Origin of the sequence: Tistrella arctica (genome assembly GCF_039630945.1) — a bacterium.
Classification (GTDB): Bacteria; Pseudomonadota; Alphaproteobacteria; order Tistrellales; family Tistrellaceae; genus Tistrella; species Tistrella bauzanensis.
The window spans coordinates 22,985-41,070 of record NZ_JBBKTV010000015.1 but is presented as its reverse complement, the minus strand read 5'-3'; the positions used below and the strand labels follow the sequence as shown (position 1 = coordinate 41,070).

At 67.6% G+C, this 18,086-nt stretch carries 16 protein-coding genes; 2 read left to right on the top strand and 14 right to left on the bottom strand.

Annotated features, from left to right (window positions below):
- Positions 1-5 precede the first annotated feature (5 nt).
- The 11 genes from rlxS to WG924_RS25070 all read right to left on the bottom strand — a co-directional run bounded on the left by rlxS (position 6) and on the right by WG924_RS25070 (position 8,576).
- Entirely contained in the window at positions 6-1,991 is a 1,986-nt protein-coding gene (gene rlxS, locus WG924_RS25120) for a relaxase/mobilization nuclease RlxS (protein ID WP_345935790.1), read from the bottom strand.
- Between the two features lie 361 nt (positions 1,992-2,352).
- Positions 2,353-2,715 carry a hypothetical protein gene (locus WG924_RS25115; protein ID WP_345935789.1) on the bottom strand — a complete coding sequence of 121 codons (363 nt, stop codon included), beginning with the start codon at positions 2,713-2,715 and terminating at the stop codon, positions 2,353-2,355.
- A gap of 233 nt (positions 2,716-2,948) precedes the next feature.
- The gene (locus WG924_RS25110; protein WP_372044897.1) at positions 2,949-3,590 is read right to left on the bottom strand and encodes a lytic transglycosylase domain-containing protein; all 642 of its coding nucleotides are present in this window, start codon (positions 3,588-3,590) and stop codon (positions 2,949-2,951) included.
- On the bottom strand, positions 3,590-4,138 hold the full coding sequence (locus WG924_RS25105) for a S26 family signal peptidase (RefSeq protein WP_345935787.1): 549 nt from the start codon (positions 4,136-4,138) through the stop codon (positions 3,590-3,592). The genes WG924_RS25110 and WG924_RS25105 overlap by 1 nt, the downstream gene beginning before the upstream one ends.
- A complete protein-coding gene (locus WG924_RS25100) occupies positions 4,135-4,407 on the bottom strand; it encodes a helix-turn-helix transcriptional regulator (RefSeq protein ID WP_345935786.1) in 273 nt (90 codons plus the stop codon). Before WG924_RS25100 ends, WG924_RS25105 begins: the two co-directional genes overlap by 4 nt.
- 187 nt (positions 4,408-4,594) lie before the next feature.
- Positions 4,595-4,927: a DUF736 domain-containing protein gene (locus tag WG924_RS25095; RefSeq protein ID WP_319328593.1), complete on the bottom strand. Its 333-nt coding sequence runs from the start codon at positions 4,925-4,927 to the stop codon at positions 4,595-4,597.
- Between the two features lie 1,000 nt (positions 4,928-5,927).
- Positions 5,928-6,263: an SHOCT domain-containing protein gene (locus WG924_RS25090; RefSeq protein ID WP_345935785.1), complete on the bottom strand. Its 336-nt coding sequence runs from the start codon at positions 6,261-6,263 to the stop codon at positions 5,928-5,930.
- A 9-nt stretch (positions 6,264-6,272) separates the two neighbouring features.
- Positions 6,273-6,845, bottom strand: coding sequence for a hypothetical protein (locus WG924_RS25085; protein WP_345935784.1), 573 nt, complete (start codon positions 6,843-6,845; stop codon positions 6,273-6,275).
- Between the two features lie 55 nt (positions 6,846-6,900).
- On the bottom strand, positions 6,901-7,320 hold the full coding sequence (locus tag WG924_RS25080) for a DUF302 domain-containing protein (RefSeq protein WP_345935783.1): 420 nt from the start codon (positions 7,318-7,320) through the stop codon (positions 6,901-6,903).
- A 123-nt stretch (positions 7,321-7,443) separates the two neighbouring features.
- Positions 7,444-8,184 (bottom strand): DUF6639 family protein, encoded by a 741-nt coding sequence (locus tag WG924_RS25075; protein ID WP_345935782.1) that lies wholly within the window; start codon positions 8,182-8,184, stop codon positions 7,444-7,446.
- 2 nt (positions 8,185-8,186) lie between these two features.
- Positions 8,187-8,576 (bottom strand): ArsR/SmtB family transcription factor, encoded by a 390-nt coding sequence (locus WG924_RS25070; RefSeq protein WP_345935781.1) that lies wholly within the window; start codon positions 8,574-8,576, stop codon positions 8,187-8,189.
- A 73-nt stretch (positions 8,577-8,649) separates the two neighbouring features.
- On the opposite strand from WG924_RS25070, the gene WG924_RS25065 reads away from it, so the two are divergent.
- The gene (locus WG924_RS25065) at positions 8,650-10,779 is read left to right on the top strand and encodes a heavy metal translocating P-type ATPase (RefSeq protein WP_345935780.1); all 2,130 of its coding nucleotides are present in this window, start codon (positions 8,650-8,652) and stop codon (positions 10,777-10,779) included.
- A gap of 6 nt (positions 10,780-10,785) precedes the next feature.
- A complete protein-coding gene (gene lspA, locus WG924_RS25060) occupies positions 10,786-11,298 on the top strand; it encodes a signal peptidase II (protein ID WP_345935779.1) in 513 nt (170 codons plus the stop codon).
- A gap of 89 nt (positions 11,299-11,387) precedes the next feature.
- On the opposite strand, the gene WG924_RS25055 is transcribed toward lspA, so the two are convergent.
- From WG924_RS25055 to WG924_RS25045, 3 genes are all read right to left on the bottom strand, one after another.
- Entirely contained in the window at positions 11,388-12,344 is a 957-nt protein-coding gene (locus WG924_RS25055) for a DUF2493 domain-containing protein (RefSeq protein WP_345935778.1), read from the bottom strand.
- Positions 12,345-12,703: 359 nt separating this feature from the next.
- The gene (locus tag WG924_RS25050; RefSeq protein WP_345935777.1) at positions 12,704-13,756 is read right to left on the bottom strand and encodes a DUF7146 domain-containing protein; all 1,053 of its coding nucleotides are present in this window, start codon (positions 13,754-13,756) and stop codon (positions 12,704-12,706) included.
- Positions 13,757-13,768: 12 nt separating this feature from the next.
- Entirely contained in the window at positions 13,769-18,082 is a 4,314-nt protein-coding gene (locus tag WG924_RS25045; protein ID WP_372045129.1) for a strawberry notch-like NTP hydrolase domain-containing protein, read from the bottom strand.
- Between the last annotated feature and the right edge of the window lie 4 nt (positions 18,083-18,086).

Sequence of the window (18,086 nt, the reverse complement as noted above, 5' to 3'; positions counted from 1 at the left end):
GCGCCTCACGATACTGAGGGTCCGCCCCTCTGCCTTCCGATGGTCCAGGAAATGCTGTCGCCGCGCGCAATGCCGGAGACCTGCTTGCCGAGATGGCGCTCCAGGACGGGCCGCCACGGCACCAGCGTGAACTCGCGGGCTTTCTCGATGACGGCGAAGCGGCCGCTGGCGAGATCGACGTGCTGGCGATAGACGCCTTCGACCTTCTCCCCCGACTTTGTCTCGACATAGTTCAGCCCCAGATCCCCCGATAGTTGACCGGCGACGCGCGCAAGCTCACGACGACGCAGGATGCCGAGCAGGTTGGCGCGATAGACGATCCGGTCCTGTTCCTCGCGGGCCAGCTCCTGCGCGACCAGCCACTGCCGCCGCCGCGCCTGCGCCGCGCGCACGTCCCGCCCAAAGCCCTCGTCACGCACGGCTTCCGGGGTCTCCGCGACAAGCTCGCGGTCGAGCCAGGTCGCGCCCTCGGCGCCGACCTGCCGCTCCAGCGGCAGTGACGACAGCGTTTGCACCACCACGGGTGTGGCCTGTGCCTGGCGCCGCTCGAACGCCGCCGCCCGCTCCAGATGGTCGCGCGCGATCACCCAGGTTCCATCGGGCTCGCGCTCGACGCCGCCGGTGACGCGGCGGATCGCCTCCAGCCGGCGGACATGAGTTTCGGCAAAACGAGCGCTGGCGGACGGGTCGTGACGCAGGTGGATATCCACGTCATACCGCCCGCCATTGGCGACCGCGATTTCGGACACCGTGCGATCGACCTGCCGGGGCTCGGGGTGCTTCGGATCGATGCGCACGACGGCGCCTTCGGGCATGGGCTCGGTCGCTTCCCCTTTGCCGATGTCGATATAGTGGGTGCGGCCGTCGAGGGCGTCGACGATCAGGTAATGGCGGTCGTTGATCTCGTCGGACAGACCTCGTGCGACCAGCCGGCCGGTGATCGGGCGGCTGTGCTTCACAGCCGGGTCGAAGATCACGTAATCGGCGGCGCGCGTCACACCCTTCGCCGTCATCTCACGATGCATCGTCCTGATGATGTCGCCGCGCTCGCCCATGCGCTTGAGCGTCTCCTCGAGGTCCCCCGCCAGGCGCCACTCGCCCGGCCGCACTTCCTCGGCCAGTCCCAGATGCTTCAGCTTCTGCAGGCGGCCCGCCCGCAAGGTCTGCTGGAAGGCGTCCCTGTCCGCAGACCAGACCAGCCCTTCCCCATCCCGGTCGCGCAGCAGGCGCCGGTCGATGCTGGTGAGTCGCTCCTGTTCGACCTCGTTGCGCAGGCGGTTCTCGATCTCCAGATCGGAGCGCGGCCCGAGGTCCAGCGTGACCAGTTCGGCGGCGCGCTCGCGCAGCCCCTTGGTGATGTACTCGCGGGCAATGACCAGATCCTGCCCCTGGTCGTCCTTGCCGCGGAGGATGATATGGCTGTGCGGATGGCCGGTGTTGTAGTGATCGACCGCGACCCATTCGAGCTTTGTGCCGAGGTCTGCCTCCATCTGCGTCATCAGGCGGCGGACGAACGGCCTCAGGTCGTCGTATTCGACGCCGTCCTCGGGCGCGACGATGAAGCGGAACTGGTGGCGGTCGCCTGTCGAGCGCACGATGAACGCCTTGCCGTCAGCCCGATCCTGCTCGGCTGAATAGAGCTCACCCGGGTGGCCGTCGCGGGTCACGCCGTCGCGCTGGATATAGCGCAGATGCGCACGCGCGCCCTTGATGCCGTTGCCGGCGAGCCTGACGATGCGGGACTTGACGACGACACGGCGGCTGCGGAATGCCGCATAGCGATCGCGCGTGGCGAGCACGCGGCCGATACTGGCGCCGCGACCGATCTGGCTGCCGTGGAACTTTGCTTTGCGTGCCGACGGTCCGATCCGCGGGCGCCCGCCGGCAAGCATCGTCGCCTGCAGCACCCGGTGCAGATATTTGCGACCGCGTTTGCTGCCCCGCGAACGGATCTTCCCGAGCTTCGGCTCGAAGTCGTCGTCCCGTGTCATGACCATGCCTCACGGACGATCTCAAGTGTGCGACAACCTGACGAAGCAACACCCGCCTGCCCGTTGCAAGGCGTCTCTATCGCTATGCGGAGAATCAATGACTTACAAGAACGAGTCTCGAAGCGGGCAGCCTCTATCTCTCTGAATAACGATGTGCAGACAAAGACATAGTGGCTCATGCGAGACACCCCTTTAATCTTGCCTTACGCGACTTCCGATCTGCTCTCCGTCCGTCCTGCGCTCACCTACGATCTCTTGCCCTGACTCGGCTCAAGGCGATGCCCATGCACCGGGTGGAGTCGTCGCCTGACATGATGGGAGCGACGCCGTGACGACGCCGCCCCCGAAGCGATCGGCGGGGTCAACCACCGCCCGCCAGGAACGCCTGTTCGGCGCTCTCGAAGCTGTCGAAATGGCGCAGACGGAGCATCCAGTGGACGTGCCGTTCGGCATCCACGACGCAGGTCGCGACGTAATAGCGGCTGCGGAAATAGCCGATGATCGCGACGGCTTCGAACGCTTCGTCCTCGTCGTCGAGGCTCTCATAGGCGCCGAGATTCATCTCCGCGAGCCGCCCATCCCAGTGGAAATCGGCGCGTTCCGCTTCGATGAAACGCTCGACATTCGACATGAGTCCGTCGGTGCCGAACTCGTCTTTGACGCTCTCGACGAGCTTCGGGAAACGGTCGAATGCGGCGTGCGAATGGATATGAAGCGTGGTCATCTGAACCTCCAGGGTTGATGTCCTCCTCATCGAGGACAGGCCCTGGCATCGGCCGGCGAAGCGCCGGTCAAGGACGCCGAAGGCGCCGCGCAGCGGGGCGTGGGGGAGCCAAAATGCGCCAGCATTTTGGGGGGACCGCGCATCCTTGACGGGCGTTTCGTCCTGGCTGGTACGATGGGCATACCGAGACGAGGCCCCTCTCTCCGCGAGGGTTGCAATGGCAGCAGCGCCGTTCATCGCTGGCCATCCGGCACGGTGGTCAGAGGGACAAACAGATCGCTCGACGGCGCCACCCCATCGCGACCGGACGGCGCATTGGCGGTGGTTTGCAGCGTGAAGAACAGCCGCGTTCCCGACGCGACGGACGGTGATGGCCGCGAGCCTGGATCGATCTGAGCGATGGTTGCGAGGAAGGCGCGCGTTTCGGCCGGCAGAGACCGGCCATGGCTCAGATACTCGTCGTAACGCTCCGGGCCGGCATTGTAGGCGGCGAACAGGTCGGGATAACCGAAGCGGTCGTACATCGCGCGTAGATAGCCTGTACCCGCCAAGATATTGTCGCGCGGGTCATATGGGTCGGAGCCCAGACCGTGCGCATGCCGCATCTCTTCATAGGTGTCGGGCATCACCTGCATCAGGCCCATCGCCCCGGCACCCGAGGTGATCGGGCGGCCGTAGAGCATCGTTCGGCCGCCGCTCTCGGCGTGCATGACCGCGCGTATCCAAGCCTCGGACACACCGAACCGGCGCGACGCCTCGGCGATGAATTCCTGCCAGCGATCGAGCCCAGCGTCGGTCGCGGCCGCGGGTTCCGCGTAGGTGGGCGCGGCGCCCAGGATGGAGCCGACAGTCAACGTGCCGACGATCAGGAGCATCACTCGACCCATAGTGGAGCGAGCCTCCCGATGATCGCGGCCGTCGGGACCGGCCCGAAATAGCGACTGTCGAAGGAGCCGGTGACGTCTTCCATCAGCAGGAAAACATCGTCCGGTTCCAGAGTTTGGCAGCCGGTCCAGGTGGGCAGCGGGCGGCCGAGCCGGTCGCGCGCCAGCCGCTCGGCGACGACACGGCCATTGATGGAGATCGCATCGCCGGCGGCGCAGACGACATCGCCGCCCGCCGCCACGATACGCTTTACCAGCGGGACATTTGACGGAAGATAGCGCCGTTCGGCGGCAAGCTTCCGGATGGACGCCGGTGTGTGGACGAGCACCAGATCGCCACGCACAGCGTGTCCCGGAAGGACACGATAGAAGCCAATGGGGGCGCTGGCACTGGCGTTCCACACCAGCCACGGCGCCGGTCGGGCGAGCGTCGCGAGGCCGATGAGGCCGAGCCCGAGCGAAGCGAGGGCGAGGACTGCACGCGGGCGCCTACGCCCGCACCGGCGCCGTTCGGTGCATATGAGAGTGCGCTCGATCATTGCCGCGCGCCGCTGTTCTCTGGCCGAGCGGGCGGCCGACGGTCGGGCTCGGAGGTCGAGGTCTTGACGTGCTCCGCCGACCATTCATCGAGGTCGTCGATGTGATAGCGGACGTAGCGGCCATGCTTGCGGAAGCGCGGGCCGCCGCCAGCCGTGCGCATCTTTTCGAGCGTCCGGCGCGACAAGCCGACATAGTGGGCGGCCTGGTCGGTGTTCAGAAACGGGCTGCCTCTCTTGGCGTTGGCGGCCCGGATGATCTCGTCGTTCATGCTCGGCGCTCCCTGGCTCCGACGCAGACGGCGACGGCGAACGTCGCCGGGCGCCAGGCGAGGATGGGCGTGACAGGGCGCGTTCGGGGACGCTCGAAAACGAGCCCCCCGCGAATTCGAGCGGGCGTGCGAAATCACACGCAGAAGAAAAGCCCCGCCGCGGCGATCCGCGACGGGGCGTGGGGCGTTATCGGTCGCGCGGTTCCCATAGCGCGATGTGCGTGGCGCCGTCCCCATTGGGGTTTTCGAGCTTGACCAGCCGGGCCCGGACCCAGTTCGGCCCGAACTCGGGTGCGCCGATCTTGAGGTTCAGGTAGGTCTCGCCGCTCGACTTCGCGACCTGGCTCCAGGCGGCACCGACCTCGTAGCGCTGGCCGGCATAGACCCGGTAGTCGGGCGCGTTCTCGGACATCTTGTCGATGGGGACGATGGTGAGCGCGGCGGCGACATTGAGGGTCTTGAGAGTGCCGGTGAAGACGCCGTCGTCGAGCTTGGTGAAGGTCCCGAGGGTGATGGCCATGATGTGGTCTCCTTCGCTTTGAGTCGCAGGACCGCCCTGCGATGGCTCGGCGCTGAGAGCCCGCAAGGCGCCCCTGCCCACCGCCAGCGCAGCGCAGCGGCCGGAACGCAGTGGAGGACCTGGGAGGCGGGAGAATTTGGAGCGAAGCGTCCGCGAGGAGGCCCGCTTGCGGGCCGGGGAAATTCTTTCGCCGGACAGGTTGGAGAGGGGCGACGCGGGCTCTAGCGCTTTGAGAGACATGCAGGGACGGTCTGCGAATCTCAGCATGCAAGGAGACGCTGGCTGAAGCACCCGCGCTTCTTCACCTTCGTCTCGACCGTGCCGGAACGGACGCCCCTGATCCGCGTCGCCGCCGTCTTCCAGACCCGTTTCGACGATGTCCGGCGCGCTCTCTCACACGTACCTTCAAGACGGCGGCGCGAAGTCGGTGACGGGCTGGCAGGACAATGCGGTCGGGGGATGAGACAGGCTGGTTCTCATGGCGAACGCGCCGATGATCGGGCTGGGGCGCAACGGTGCCGGCTTCATGATCGGAACAACGACGGACGCAATCCATGCTCATCGCGCGCGGTGGACGCGATACCGAATAGCCGCCAAGAAGCGGTGCGGATCAGCGCGCCGGGCATGCTGAAGGTCTGGACGCCGATCTATCGGAACGGCTCCGATGGGAGACCATCGCGGCTCGCCTTGATGCCTCTTGGAGCCGAAATCTGTGAGCGCTGCGCCAGGGATCGAAGCCCGCCAGGGCCGAGACGCCGCGAGGCGGCTCGGTTCACGAGAGCCCGGCGTGCGGGCTCGCCCGCGCGGGCGCCGCGGTCATAGGCAAAGATGCGACCGCCACTGACCGATTTCTGGACCTGAATCGGAGATTCGATCTAGTCGCGAACCGCAGGCCGCTTCGTCGAAAAGAAGATCCGGGAGCATGAATCGCGTCAAATGCGCCCGACCGGCGATTCTACCAGTGTCGGCTTCTCCCTGATGTACGGGGACGACTTCGATGCTATTCGCCGAGGGCTCGCCGCCTTTCTTCGAACTCCTGCTTGTCGACCTCGCCCCTAGCGAACCGCTCCTTCAGGATGTCGAGGGCGGTCTTACCAGGTGGCAGATGCGGCGCCTGCTGGTGACCCGCCCCACCAAGCCATCGCACGAGGAGTGCGACTGCAACGACAATGATCGCGACCAGAGCGATCATCATGATCGGTCCAAAAATCATTCCCCACCAGCCGTGATCCCACATCATGTAGGGGCCGTAGGACCATTGCTGTGCGATCGCTGGCGAAACTCCGGCGGTTGATGCCAACACGGCGCCGATAGCCGTCAGTCCAAACCGACTCATGTGCAACTCCTATTGCGTTGGCTGCATCCAGCCGGTGTGACGATTGACCTGAAAACGCTGCACGATCGACCCATTGGTGGTCACGATTTCGGCGACGATCGTGTCAGCATCCTTTTCCTCCACCTTTCCGAGTTTCAGGTTCGGGTTGCCTTGTGCGGTAAGCTGATGCTCCAGCATGTGGCGGACCTCATCAATCGAGAGGTCTTTGGGAAGAGCGGCCATTCCGCCTGGCCCCATCATGCCCTGGCCCATCATGCCAGGTCCCATGCCCTGGCCCATCATCCCAGGACCCATCATCCCGGGACCCATCATGCCGGGGCCCATGCCCTGGCCCATCCCGGGGCCCATACCCTGGCCCATCCCGGGGCCCATCATGCCGGGACCCATGCCCTGGCCCATCATCCCGGGACCCATGCCCTGCCCCATCATTCCGGGCCCCATCATCATGCCGGGACAACCGCCGTAACCCCATCCCGAGCCATAGCCGGTTCCGCCAGGACCGTGCGCGGATGCCGGGGCGGCTGAACCGAAGGCCAAACCAGCAATCATCGTGGCGGCCAACAGGTGATTTCTCATGCTCATCGTATGCTCCTTTGCGGTTCGGTGTGTCCCTATGCGACTACGAATCTTGGCCGACCTAGAGGGCCGAGATCACAGCCCTGAGCTTGGTCTGCACGGTACGGGCGACGTCCAGCAGGGCCGGGTTGCCGACGGCCTGCATCGAGGCAACCGGATCGACAGCCGAGACCTCGATTCCGCCGCCTTCAAGCTCCTGCACGACGACATTGCAGGGCAGCATCGTGCCTATCTTGTTCTCGACCTGGAGCGCCCGATGGGCAAGCGGCGGATTGCAGGCGCCGAGGATGCGGTACTTACCGAAATCAACGTCCAGCTTCTTCTTCAAGGTCTCCCGGACGTCGATGTCGGTCAGGACACCGAAGCCTTCGCGCTGAAGCGCCGCTATGACACGTTCGATTGCTTCCTCGAACGGCGCGACTAGTACCCGCGAGAAGTGGTACGTCGCTCGCTCAGCCCCTTCCGTGCCGGTCGCACTCACCGCACACTCCTCTCACGTATCTTTGCATCGTGCCGGATTTCTCGCATCCTGGGCGGAGCCGGACATTGATCTGCGTCAAGCCGACCGGACGCCACGAAATGATTTCCTTGATGCCCGGGAGCCTCATTGGGATGGCACCTCGCTCGGCAGCACAGGGAACGGATAGGAGAAAGGCGGAGGCACGACTTCCCCGCGCAGGAGCGAAGCCACGAACTTGGCCGAGCCTCTGGCGAGGTAGGTCCGGTACGCCGCGACCGCGAAGACGTCAGGGTCCATGCGGGATGTGAACTCGTTGACTCCCGCAAGGTTGGCGAAGGGCCGGACCTGCGCCTGCACCGCAAGAATCTTCTCCCGGAGTTGCGGCTCCATGAGATCGAGCTGCACCGCATAGGCAATGAACTCGTGCCACTCTCGCCGCAAGCGGCTGCGATCGCGATCGATCGCTTCCCAGACCGCCATGTGCGCCAGCTCGTGGCGGAGAAAGGAGCCGGCCAGTTGCGGCGTCCAGGGCAGCCCCCAAGGGCTCACGTCCGATGTTCGATAGGCGACGATCTGCGATCGCCCCCTGTCGAAATAGCCGTGTCTGGAGGCATCGTCGGCGGAGCGATCCGCGGGACGGTCGGCGAAACGCAGCGAAACCCTGGGCGCCACCTCGAAGCCCATGCCCCGGAAGTACGCCGTGATATCGGTCAGCGCCCGACATGCCATGTCGAGCTCGGCGGGATCGTCGAACACGACATCAACGGTCGGGTGGCCGCAATCGCCTCTCTGCGCCGCCGCGATGCCCTGCGACACGGGCGCTCCGAGTGTTCCGGCGCCCAAGACAAGCAGTGCGAGAACGGCTTGACGACGGCGGAGCATCATGATCACCGCCTTCCCTGGCGGTGCGCCGGCGTGCCGGTGGCCCGGGTATCGGTCTTGGTCGAGCCGCGGTAGTTCGTGCACGCATAGATCCGGCGTCCGACCTCCGCGAGCAGGTCGTCGGCGAGCTGCAGCAGGGCCTCGATGCGCGCGTCGGCGAGGCGATAGTAGACGAACCGGCCCTGCTGCTCGGCCGACACGAGGCCGCACTCGCTCAAGCACCGCAGGTGGTTCGACGTATTGGATTGGGAGAGGCCGGTGACCTCGACGATTCGGCCCACCGGCAGGGGGCCGTCGCGCAGCGCCTCGAGAATCGCGAGCCGCGACTCGTCGGAGAGGCCGCGGAACAGCTTGGCCTGGAGGCCGTAGGCCTCGATGCGGTCCATCACAAGCATAGCTTTCGCCTCTGGCAATTCATCGTATCATCGCTTAATGATATGATGAACCAATTCGGAGACGGGATCAACAATGAACCGAACGATCGAGAGCGCTGAGTGGCGCGTGGCCAATCTGGATTGCGAACACGACGCCGCGGCGCTCAAACGCGGCCTTGCGGATCGCCCGGGGATCGCAGAGATCGACGTCTATCCCAAGGCCGCCAAGGTCCGCGTCCGCTTCGATCCGGCGGCGACGTCGGCGGCAGAGGTTCGAAGGCAGCTCGGCGAGGCCGGCTTCCCGGCTGAGGAAGGGCGCGACCTGCCAGCGCTGCCGAGGCCGTGGCGCAACGCCAAGGTTCTCACCTCCGCCGCGTCCGGCCTTCTTCTGCTTGCCGGCTGGCTCGCGAGCCTGGCGCCGGCGACCGAAATCGCCGCCGTGCCGCTCTACGTCGCGGCCATCCTGGTCGGCGGCTATTTCTTCGGCCGCGAGGCCGTGGAGGAGCTGCTCTTCGAGCGGCAGATCGGCATCGAGCTGCTGATGTCCGTGGCCGCCGTCGTTGCAGCAATCATGGGGCAGCCGGCGGAAGGCGCCATGCTGGTCTTCCTCTACTCGATCTCCGAGGCGGCCGAAGGCTACACCGAGGAAAAGACGCGCTCGGCGATCAGGGCGCTCATGGCGCTCGCCCCGAAGGTGGCCCTTGTCCGCCGCGACGGCGGGGAGGTCGAGATCCCGGTGGAGGAGCTGCGCGTCGGGGAGGTGTTCATCGCGCGGCCCGGCCAGGCCATGCCGACCGACGGCGAAATCCTCAGCGGTACGTCCAGCGTGAACGAGGCGCCGGTCACCGGTGAGAGCGTGCCCGTCGAGAAGGCACCGGGCGAGCAGGTGTTTGCAGGCACGATCAACGGCGAGGCGGCGCTTGAGGTCCGCGCCACACGTACCCACGCCGACAACACGCTGGCCCGGATCATCCAGATGGTCGAGGAAGCCCAGGAGCGGCGGGGCCGGAGCCAGCGCTTCATTGAGCGCTTCGGCGCCCGGTACAGCCCGGCCGTGCTCGGGCTCGGCATCCTCGCCGCGTTGGGCCTCCCGCTCGTGCTTGGCCTGTCCTGGCAGGAGGCGGTGATGCGAGCGACGGTGTTCATCGTGGCTGCTGCACCCTGCGCGCTGGTGATCTCAATCCCCATCACGATGGTCGCGGCGTTAGGTACAGCGGCCCGCAATGGCGTGCTGGTCAAGGGCGGCATCTATGTTGAGGAACTCGCCAAGGTGAGCGTCGTCGCCCTCGACAAGACGGGGACGCTGACCAGCGGCGAGCCTCAGGTCACCGATATCCTGCTGGCAGGACGGCACGACGGAAGCCCGGCGGACGCGGACGCGCTGCTCGCAATGGCTGCGGCCGTCGAGCGCCACAGCGAGCATCCGCTTGCCCGCGCAATCGTGCGCCGCGCTCGTGAAGCCGATCTCGCGGTCCCCGAGGTGGCCGGCTTCCGCGCCCTGACCGGCGCCGGCGCCGAAGCGTCCGTGGACGGGCGCCGCCTCTATATCGGCAGCCCGGCGCTGTTCGAAAGCCGGCTCAGCATTCCGCTCGAGAGCCTCGAGGGCGAGATCGCGCGGCTCCAAGACGACGGCAAGACGGTCATCGTGGTCGGCGACGACCGAGCCGCCTGGGGACTGCTCGCCCTGCGCGACACGCTCCGGCCGAACGCCCGACAGGCCATCGCCGCGCTGCACCGAGCCGGCATCCGCAGCGTCGTCATGCTGACCGGCGACAACCCGCGCACGGCCCACGCCATCGCCAAGGAGGCGGGCATCGACGAGGTCTTCGCCGCGCTCAAGCCGGAGGACAAGGTCGCCAAGGTGCGCGCCCTTGCCCAGGAACGCGGTCATGTCGCGATGGTCGGCGACGGCGTCAACGATGCGCCGGCACTGGCCGAAGCGACAGTCGGCGTCGCCATGGGCGCGGCCGGCACCGATGTCGCCTTGGAGACGGCGGACGTGGCGTTGATGGCGGACGACCTGGAGAAGCTCGTCTATGCGCTGAGGCATGCGCGGCGCACGCATACGGTTGTCAGGCAGAACCTCGCGCTGTCCGCCGTCGTCATCGGCGCGCTGATCGTCGGCGCCATGGCCGGTGCCTTCTCCTTGCCGGTCGTGGTGGTGGCGCACGAGGTGAGCGAGTTCCTCGTCATCGCCTCGGGCTTGCGCATGCTGCGGAGCTGAGGAGCGATGCGACTGGCATTCTCCATCGCCCTATCAATTGGCGTCGTCGTGCTCGACCAGGCGACCAAGCGGTTCTTCGAGATCACCTTCGCCGACGCGGGCCACGTTGCGCCGGTGACCCCGTTCTTCAATCTCGTGCTCGTCCACAACCGCGGCGTCAGCTTCGGCCTTCTGAGCTCGGGGCATCAATACGCGCCCTACCTTCTCGCCCTGGTCGGAGTCGCTATCGTAACAAGACTTTCCCTATGGCTCGGACGGAGCAGCAGCGGCGTCCAGAGACTGGCGCTGGCTGCCATCATTGGCGGTGCGATCAGCAACATTGTCGATCGGCTCGACGACGGCGCGGTGACGGATTTCCTCGATTTCCATCTCGGCATCTATCATTGGCCTGCGTTCAATCTCGCCGACGTCGCCATTACCTGCGGTGTCGCAGCACTTCTCTTTGAGTCTCTCTGGCCGAAAACGAGAACGATCGAAACTCCTGGGCGCACTGGCTCGTCGCGAACCCATCGACCCTGAGACAGATCTTACTTTGAGCAGAAGCACGGCGAGGAGAACCAGCCATCGCGACTATGCCGTCCTCGTGCCAAGACGGAGGGAAGCGGCGCTCACGCGCCGCCTTTGCCGAACTTCCAGACCGGGATGCCGAGCTTCCTGGCCTTGTCGGCGAGGTTCTCCTGAATGCCGGTGCCGGGGAAGACCATGACCCCGATCGGCAGGATGTCGAGCATCTGGTCGTTGCGCTTGAACGGCGCCGCCTTGCCGTGGCGAGTCCAGTCGGGCTTGAAGGCGACCTGGACGACCTTGCGGTTGTCGGCCCAGCAGGCGGCGATGCGCTCGGCGCCGCGCGGGCTGCCGCCGTGCAGCAGCACCATATCGGGATGCTTGGCGTGGACCTTGTCGAGCGCGGCCCAGATGCGCTGGTGATCGTTGAAGTCGGAGCCGCCGGTGAACGCGATGCGGCTGCCCGTGGGTACGAGCAGCTGCGCCTCGGCGCGGCGCTCGGCGGCGATGAATTCGCGGCTGTCGATCATCGCGGAGGTGAGCGCGCGATGGTTGACCATCGAGCCCGAGCGGGGCCGCCACAGCGAGCCGGTGACCGCCTCGTAGTGCTCGGCGGCATGGTCGCGGCAGAACTCGAAGGCGTTGCGGCGCTCGATCAGGCCGAGGCCCTGGTCGATGAAGCGCTCCAGCTCGACCGAGCGGACCTCGGAGCCGTTCTGCTCCAGCTGCGAGCGGCGCTGCGCCTGCTCGTTGGTGTCGAGATCGCGCTCGATGCGGCCGATCTTGCGGTGGAACAGGTTGACGAAGGACCAGAGCAGGTCGTCGAGATCGTCCTCGAGCCGCGTGTCGGTCAGCATCGCGGCGAAGCCGTCGACGATCGCGCCGAGCTCGGCGCGGACGGCATCCGCCTCGGGCAGCGGGCGCGGATCAGGCTCATCCCGGCCGGGGCGGTGACCATAGAGCGCCAGCTCGTCGAGCAGATGCGCGGTGGGCGAGGCAGCGTGCAGCTCGTCGGCGGGCTCGGTGTCGGGGGTGAGGAAGGGCATGGGGTCGTGCGTCATGGCGGGCTCCTGTTGCCGGTCTGGCCGCGCCCATCGCGGCCTTCACGGCGATCGCCCGCCGGGGACGGGGCCGGGCCTGCACCCCGCCGCCGGCCTGCCGGCAAGGGGCCGGAGCGCGAGCGGAGGATGGCGGGAGGCGGCTATTTTGTTTCGCGATGCAAAGCCGGGCGGCCTTCCGCCCGGCGGCGGAAAATAGCCGCCGGACGCCATTGCAGGACCGGGGCCGGCCCAGGCAGATCGCCGCTCGGGAAGGCCGCTGGCGCGGCCCCCTGGCCGGCGCGGAAGCCTCGCCGCACGTGTCCCCCGTCCCCTTCCGGTTTGACACCGAACCGTAAGAGAAGCCGCGCTCGACTTTCCGGTCAGGCAGCGGCGCGACGGCGCACGAACCGCAGGACATCGGCCGGGACGAGCTGGTCCGCCAGCCGGGCCAGCATGGCGTCCGGGCCGAGCCGGCGCAGATCGACGTTGAAATCGCTCCTGGCCGGCATGAGGTCGCGGACCTCGATACCAGCGTCGCGTCCGCGCGCATGGAGCCGTTCCGCCGCCATCCGGCCGGCCGCATCGCGGTCACGCGCGATATAGAGCCGGGCCAGCATCGGGGCGAGATCGAGGGCGGCGAGATGGTTCGCCGAGAGCGCGGCGATCATCGGCAGGTCGGGCAGCACCGATTTGAGCCCGAGCATGGTCTCGATACCCTCCCCGGCGGCGAGCACGTCGGTGGCATGGCCGAAGCGCACGCCGTTGCCCAGCAGTTGGCCGAGCGCGCGGCGCGGATCGGCGAGTGGCGCCTTTTCGGGACGCTGCCGGTCGAGCCAGGTGCGGTGGACGCCGGTGATGCGGCCGTCGGCGTCGGTCACGGCCGCGAGCAGCCCCGGCCAAGACTCGCGGGCCGCATCGAGGTCGGCGCGATACCAGAGCGCGGGATGGAAGCGCAGCGACGTCCAGTCGAGCCGTGCGGTGATGCCGCGCGCGCGCAGATAGGCTTCGGCTTGGGTGCCGGCGACGGGCCGGCCGGCGCGAAACAGACGGCGGGCGGCCTCGGGCGATCCGCCGGGCGCAGGCGGCTCGCGGGTCGGATGCGCAGGCTCGGAACGCGGCAGGCAGAGGAAGCGGCGCGCCTCGTCGAGCACGTCGCGGAAGGCGTCGAGCCCGCGGTTGAGGGCGATCAGGTCGAGAAGATCGCCGTGCTCGCCGGTGGCGGCGTCGGTCCATTTGCCGGCGGCGCCGGGACCGGACTCCGGTCCCGTGAGACGGACATAGAGGCTGCGGCCGGGCGTGTCCCGGACATCGCCCACCAGCCAGTAGCGGCCGTGGCGGCGGCCATTGGGAAGGTAATGGCGGCAGACGGCCTCGGCATCGCGCGCGAGGCGCCGCGCCAGGTCGGTGGCCCGGCTGGACATGATGCTGGACATGATCGCCTCCCCTCACGCCGCGCTGCGGTCGGCGATGCGCACGAGCGGGTGGCGCTCCAAGAGAGTGCCGAGGATGGCGGGGCCAGCCACGCCGGTGGGAACGAACAGCCGGAGCTTCCAGGCGATGATCTCGGAGGTGAGCCCCATCGCCTTCAGCCGGTCGACCATGCCGTCGGAGAAACCGGAGAGCTCGACGCGGAACGCGCCCATGATCCTGGCGCGGCGAAGCTGCAGACTGTCGGCGAGTTCCAGCATGGTCCGGCCGTCGAGCACGGCGGTCCAGGCGTCGGCAGGGCTGATCGTCGGCGTATCCATCGCGACCGCCCGGGCGACCCAGGCCGGCGAGACGAGGCGGCCGATCACGCGCTCACCCTCGTCGGTCTGAAGCCGGTAGACGCGGCAGCCTTCGTCGGGAAGCCGTTTCCAGATCGGCAGGAGCAGGCCGGTCACGATATGGATCCGGCTGTCGGTGAAGTCGGGCAGGTCGGCGAGCTCGGCGTTCCAGGCGGCTGCGAAGGTGTGGCGGTCGGCCTCGCGCCAATGCGTCTGCGCCATCATGGCCAAGGAGATGGCGGCGCGCTCCATCGGCCGTAGGAGACGGACGCGGCGCTCGACCTCGCCGTCGTCGAGCATCAGGCTGGGTGCGGGGACCTGGACGGCGGCGCGGCCTGACTGGCGGTTGACCAGCAGCGTCGCGCGAGGATCGCCGGCGCGGTGCAGCGCCTCGGCCAGGCTGAACGGCCGGTGGCGATCGCGGCGGGCCACGGTGAAGACCTGCGTCTCGGCGCCGCTGCCCGGATGGACGTAGATGGTGCGGCGGTCGGTGACGCGCAGCGATTCGGCCGTAACCGTCTCGACGCCGAGATCGTAAGTGCCCGAGGCAACTGCGCCCTCGATCTTCGCCCGCAGCAATTCCTCGAACACGCCGAACAGGACGTTCTGCAGGTCGATGGTGAGCGCCAGCAATCGGTTGAGGAAGGTGGTGATCGGCGGCAGCTCCTCGCGCAGGCTGCCATCGCCATCGGTCAACCGCAGGCCGGTGGCGTCCTCGAACGCCTGCAAGGAACAGCCTTCGACCTTGCCGGCGTAGAGCAGCGTGTAGAGCTGGCGCAGCGCGGCACGGCCATAGACGGACTCGAGGTTGTCGTCGGCGCGGAACAGCCCCTGCCCGCCGGTCTGGCGCTGCCCTTTGGTGATGGCGCCGAGCGTGTCGAGGCGGCGGGCGATGGTCGAGAGGAAACGCTTCTCCGCCTTCACGTCGGTGGCGATCGGCCGGAACAGCGGCGGCTGCGCCTGGTTGGTGCGGTTGGAGCGCCCGAGGCCCTGGATTGCCGTGTCCGCCTTCCAGCCGGCTTCGAGGAGGTAATGGACGCGCAGGCGGCGGTTCCTCGCGCCGAGATCAGCATGGTAGCTTCGGCCCGTGCCGCCCGCGTCGCTGAACACGAGGATGCGCTTCTCGTCGTCCATGAAGGCTTGCGTCTCGGCGAGATTGGCCGATCCGGCCCGGCTCTCGACGCGCAGACGATCTGCATGCCGGACGATGCGCCGCGAGCGCCCGGTGACCTCGGCGACCATGTCGGTGCCGAAGCGCTGGACGATCTGATCGAGCGCACCCTGCACCGGCGGAAGCGCCGCGAGCTTCTCGATCAGGCGGTCGCGCCGTTCGATGGCGTCGCGGCATTGGACCGGCTGGCCGTCGCGGAACACCGGGCGCGACGACAGATTGCCCTCGCTGTCGGTGAAGGGCTCGTAGAGCTGCGTCGGGAAGGAATGCGCGAGATAGTCGAGGACATATTCGCGAGGTGTGATGTCGACCTGCACGTCGCCCCACTCCTCGGTCGGAATCTCCGCCAGACGCCGCCCCATCAGCGCCTCGCCGGTCGAGACGATCTGGATGACGGCGGCGTGGCCCGCGTCGAGGTCGCGGTCGACGGCGGCGACCAGCGTCGGCGTCTTCATCGCCGTGATGAGGTGGTTGAAGAAGCGCTGCTTGGCGCTCTCGAACGCCGAGCGCGCGGCGGACTTCGCCTGTCCATTCAAGGTGCCGCTTTCGCCCGTGATGTTCGTGGCCTCGAGCGCCGCGGTGAGATTGTTGTGGATGATCTGGAACGCGCCGGCATAGGCGTCGTAGATGCGGACCTGCTCCGGGCTGAGCGGATGCTCGACCAGCTCGTATTCGACGCCTTCGTAGGAGAGCGAGCGAGCCGCATAGAGGCCGAGCGCCTTCAGGTCGCGGGCCAGCACCTCCATCGCCGCCACGCCGCCGGCCTCGATTGCCTGGACGAACTCGGCGCGCGTGGCGAAGGGGAAATCCTCGCCGCCCCACAGACCAAGCCGCTGCGCATAGGCGAGGTTGTGGACCGTGGTGGCACCGGTCGCCGAGACATAGAGCACGCGGGCGTTGGGCAGCGCATGCTGCAAGCGAAGGCCGGCGCGGCCCTGCTGCGACGGCGCCTGATCGCCGCGCTCGCCCTTTCCGCCCGCGGCATTCTGCATGGCGTGGCTCTCGTCGAAGACGATGACGCCATCGAAGTCGCGGCCCAACCAATCAACGATCTGCTGAACGCGCGAGGCCTTCGCCTCCCGCGCATCGGAGCGCAGGGTTGCATAGGTGGTGAAGAGGATGCCGTGCTCCAGTCGGATCGACGTGCCTTGGCGGAAGCGGGCGAGCGGCGTGATCAGCAGCCGCTCCTGCCCGAGCGCCGACCAGTCGCGCTGGGCGTCCTCAATCAGCTTGTCCGACTTCGACACCCAGACCGCGCGGCGGCGGCCTTGCAGCCAGTTGTCGAGCAGCACGCCCGCGACCTGGCGGCCCTTGCCGGCGCCGGTGCCGTCGCCGAGCATCCAGCCACGCCGGAAGCGGACGGCCGCCTCTGCATTGTCGGGCGCCGCCGCGACGATGTCGAAGGTCTCGTCGACGGTCCACGACCCGGCGAGGAAGCCGGCATGGGCCTCGCCGGTATAGATGACACTCTCGAGCTGGGCGTCCGACAGCAGGCCGTCCGTGACGACGGCGGCCGGCAGATGTGGGTGGTAGCTCGGCTTGGGCGGTGCCACCGACGCCATGGCCGCCGACTGCACCAAGCGCGTCGGATGCGGCTTGGCATTCGGAATGCGGATCGACTGGAGGCTATAGCCCTCATAGAGCGCCTCGCTGATGCGCCCCTCTCCGGCGGGCGCCCAGTCGCAAGGCTCATAGGCGACGTCGACGGCGTCTTCCGGAGCGGGTCCGATGGGCTGGGTCGGGATCGCGCGCGGCACCGAACGTGCCGATGCCGGACGCCCTGCGAGCGTCGCGGCCTGTATAGCTCGGGAAGCCGCCATGGCGGCGCGCGTCGGGACATGACGGATGACCCAGTCAAGCAGCGTGGCGGCGTCGGGTGCGACACCCAGCGACGGTGGGAACTTCGTCGGATCGTCGGCAGGGATGCGGTCGATCACCGTCAGGCGTGTCTCGACGCCGGTGCCGTGGCGGGCATAGACGTGGCCGTCGATGGCGGCGGAAAACATGACACGGCCCCGCTCCTGAAGCCGCACGAAGCCGTTGCGCCAGGCGGGATTGTCGGGGGAGAGGTTGGCGCCGGTGATGGCGACCAGGCGGCCGCCTTCGGCGAGGCGCGCCAACGCGGAGGCGGCATGGCGTAGAGCCGAGTCGGCAACCTTGCCGTCCACATGCGCTGCCACCGAGAAGGGCGGGTTCATCAGCACAACGCTCGGCCGGATACCGGCGTCGAGATGATCGTGGATATGCGCCGCGTCATGGCGGGTGACGGCCGTGCCGGGGAACAGATGCGAGAGGAGGCCGGCACGCGTCTCGGCCAATTCATTCAGAACGAGCGACGCGCCGTCCTGTTCGGCGAAGATGGCGAGCAGGCCCGTGCCGGCCGATGGTTCCAGCACCAGGTCGCGGGGCGTGATGCCGGCGGCGATTCTGGCTACATACCCAAGGGCGATCGGCGTGGAGAACTGCTGAAGCGCTTGGCTTTCTTGCGAGCGGCGTGTCTGCGATGGCAGGAGGGCGGCGAGCTTGGCCAGCATCGCGAGGAACGCGATCGGGGTTTCGGCCCGAACGCGCATGGCCGGGCCGAACTTGCGCAGGAACAAGACCTGTGCTGCTTCGCAGGCTTCGTAGGCGTCCTTCCAGCTCCATGCGCCTTCGGCGTCGGTGCCGCCGAAGGCCTGTTCCATGGCAGCGCGCAGGGTACGCGCATCGACGATCCGGCCCCGCGCTAAGTCCGGGAGCAGATGCCCGGCGGCGCGGAACAGCGCGGATGCAGGGACAATAGGCTGGCTAGCCGCCGCGGTCGCGGCGGAAGATGCGGTCATGACG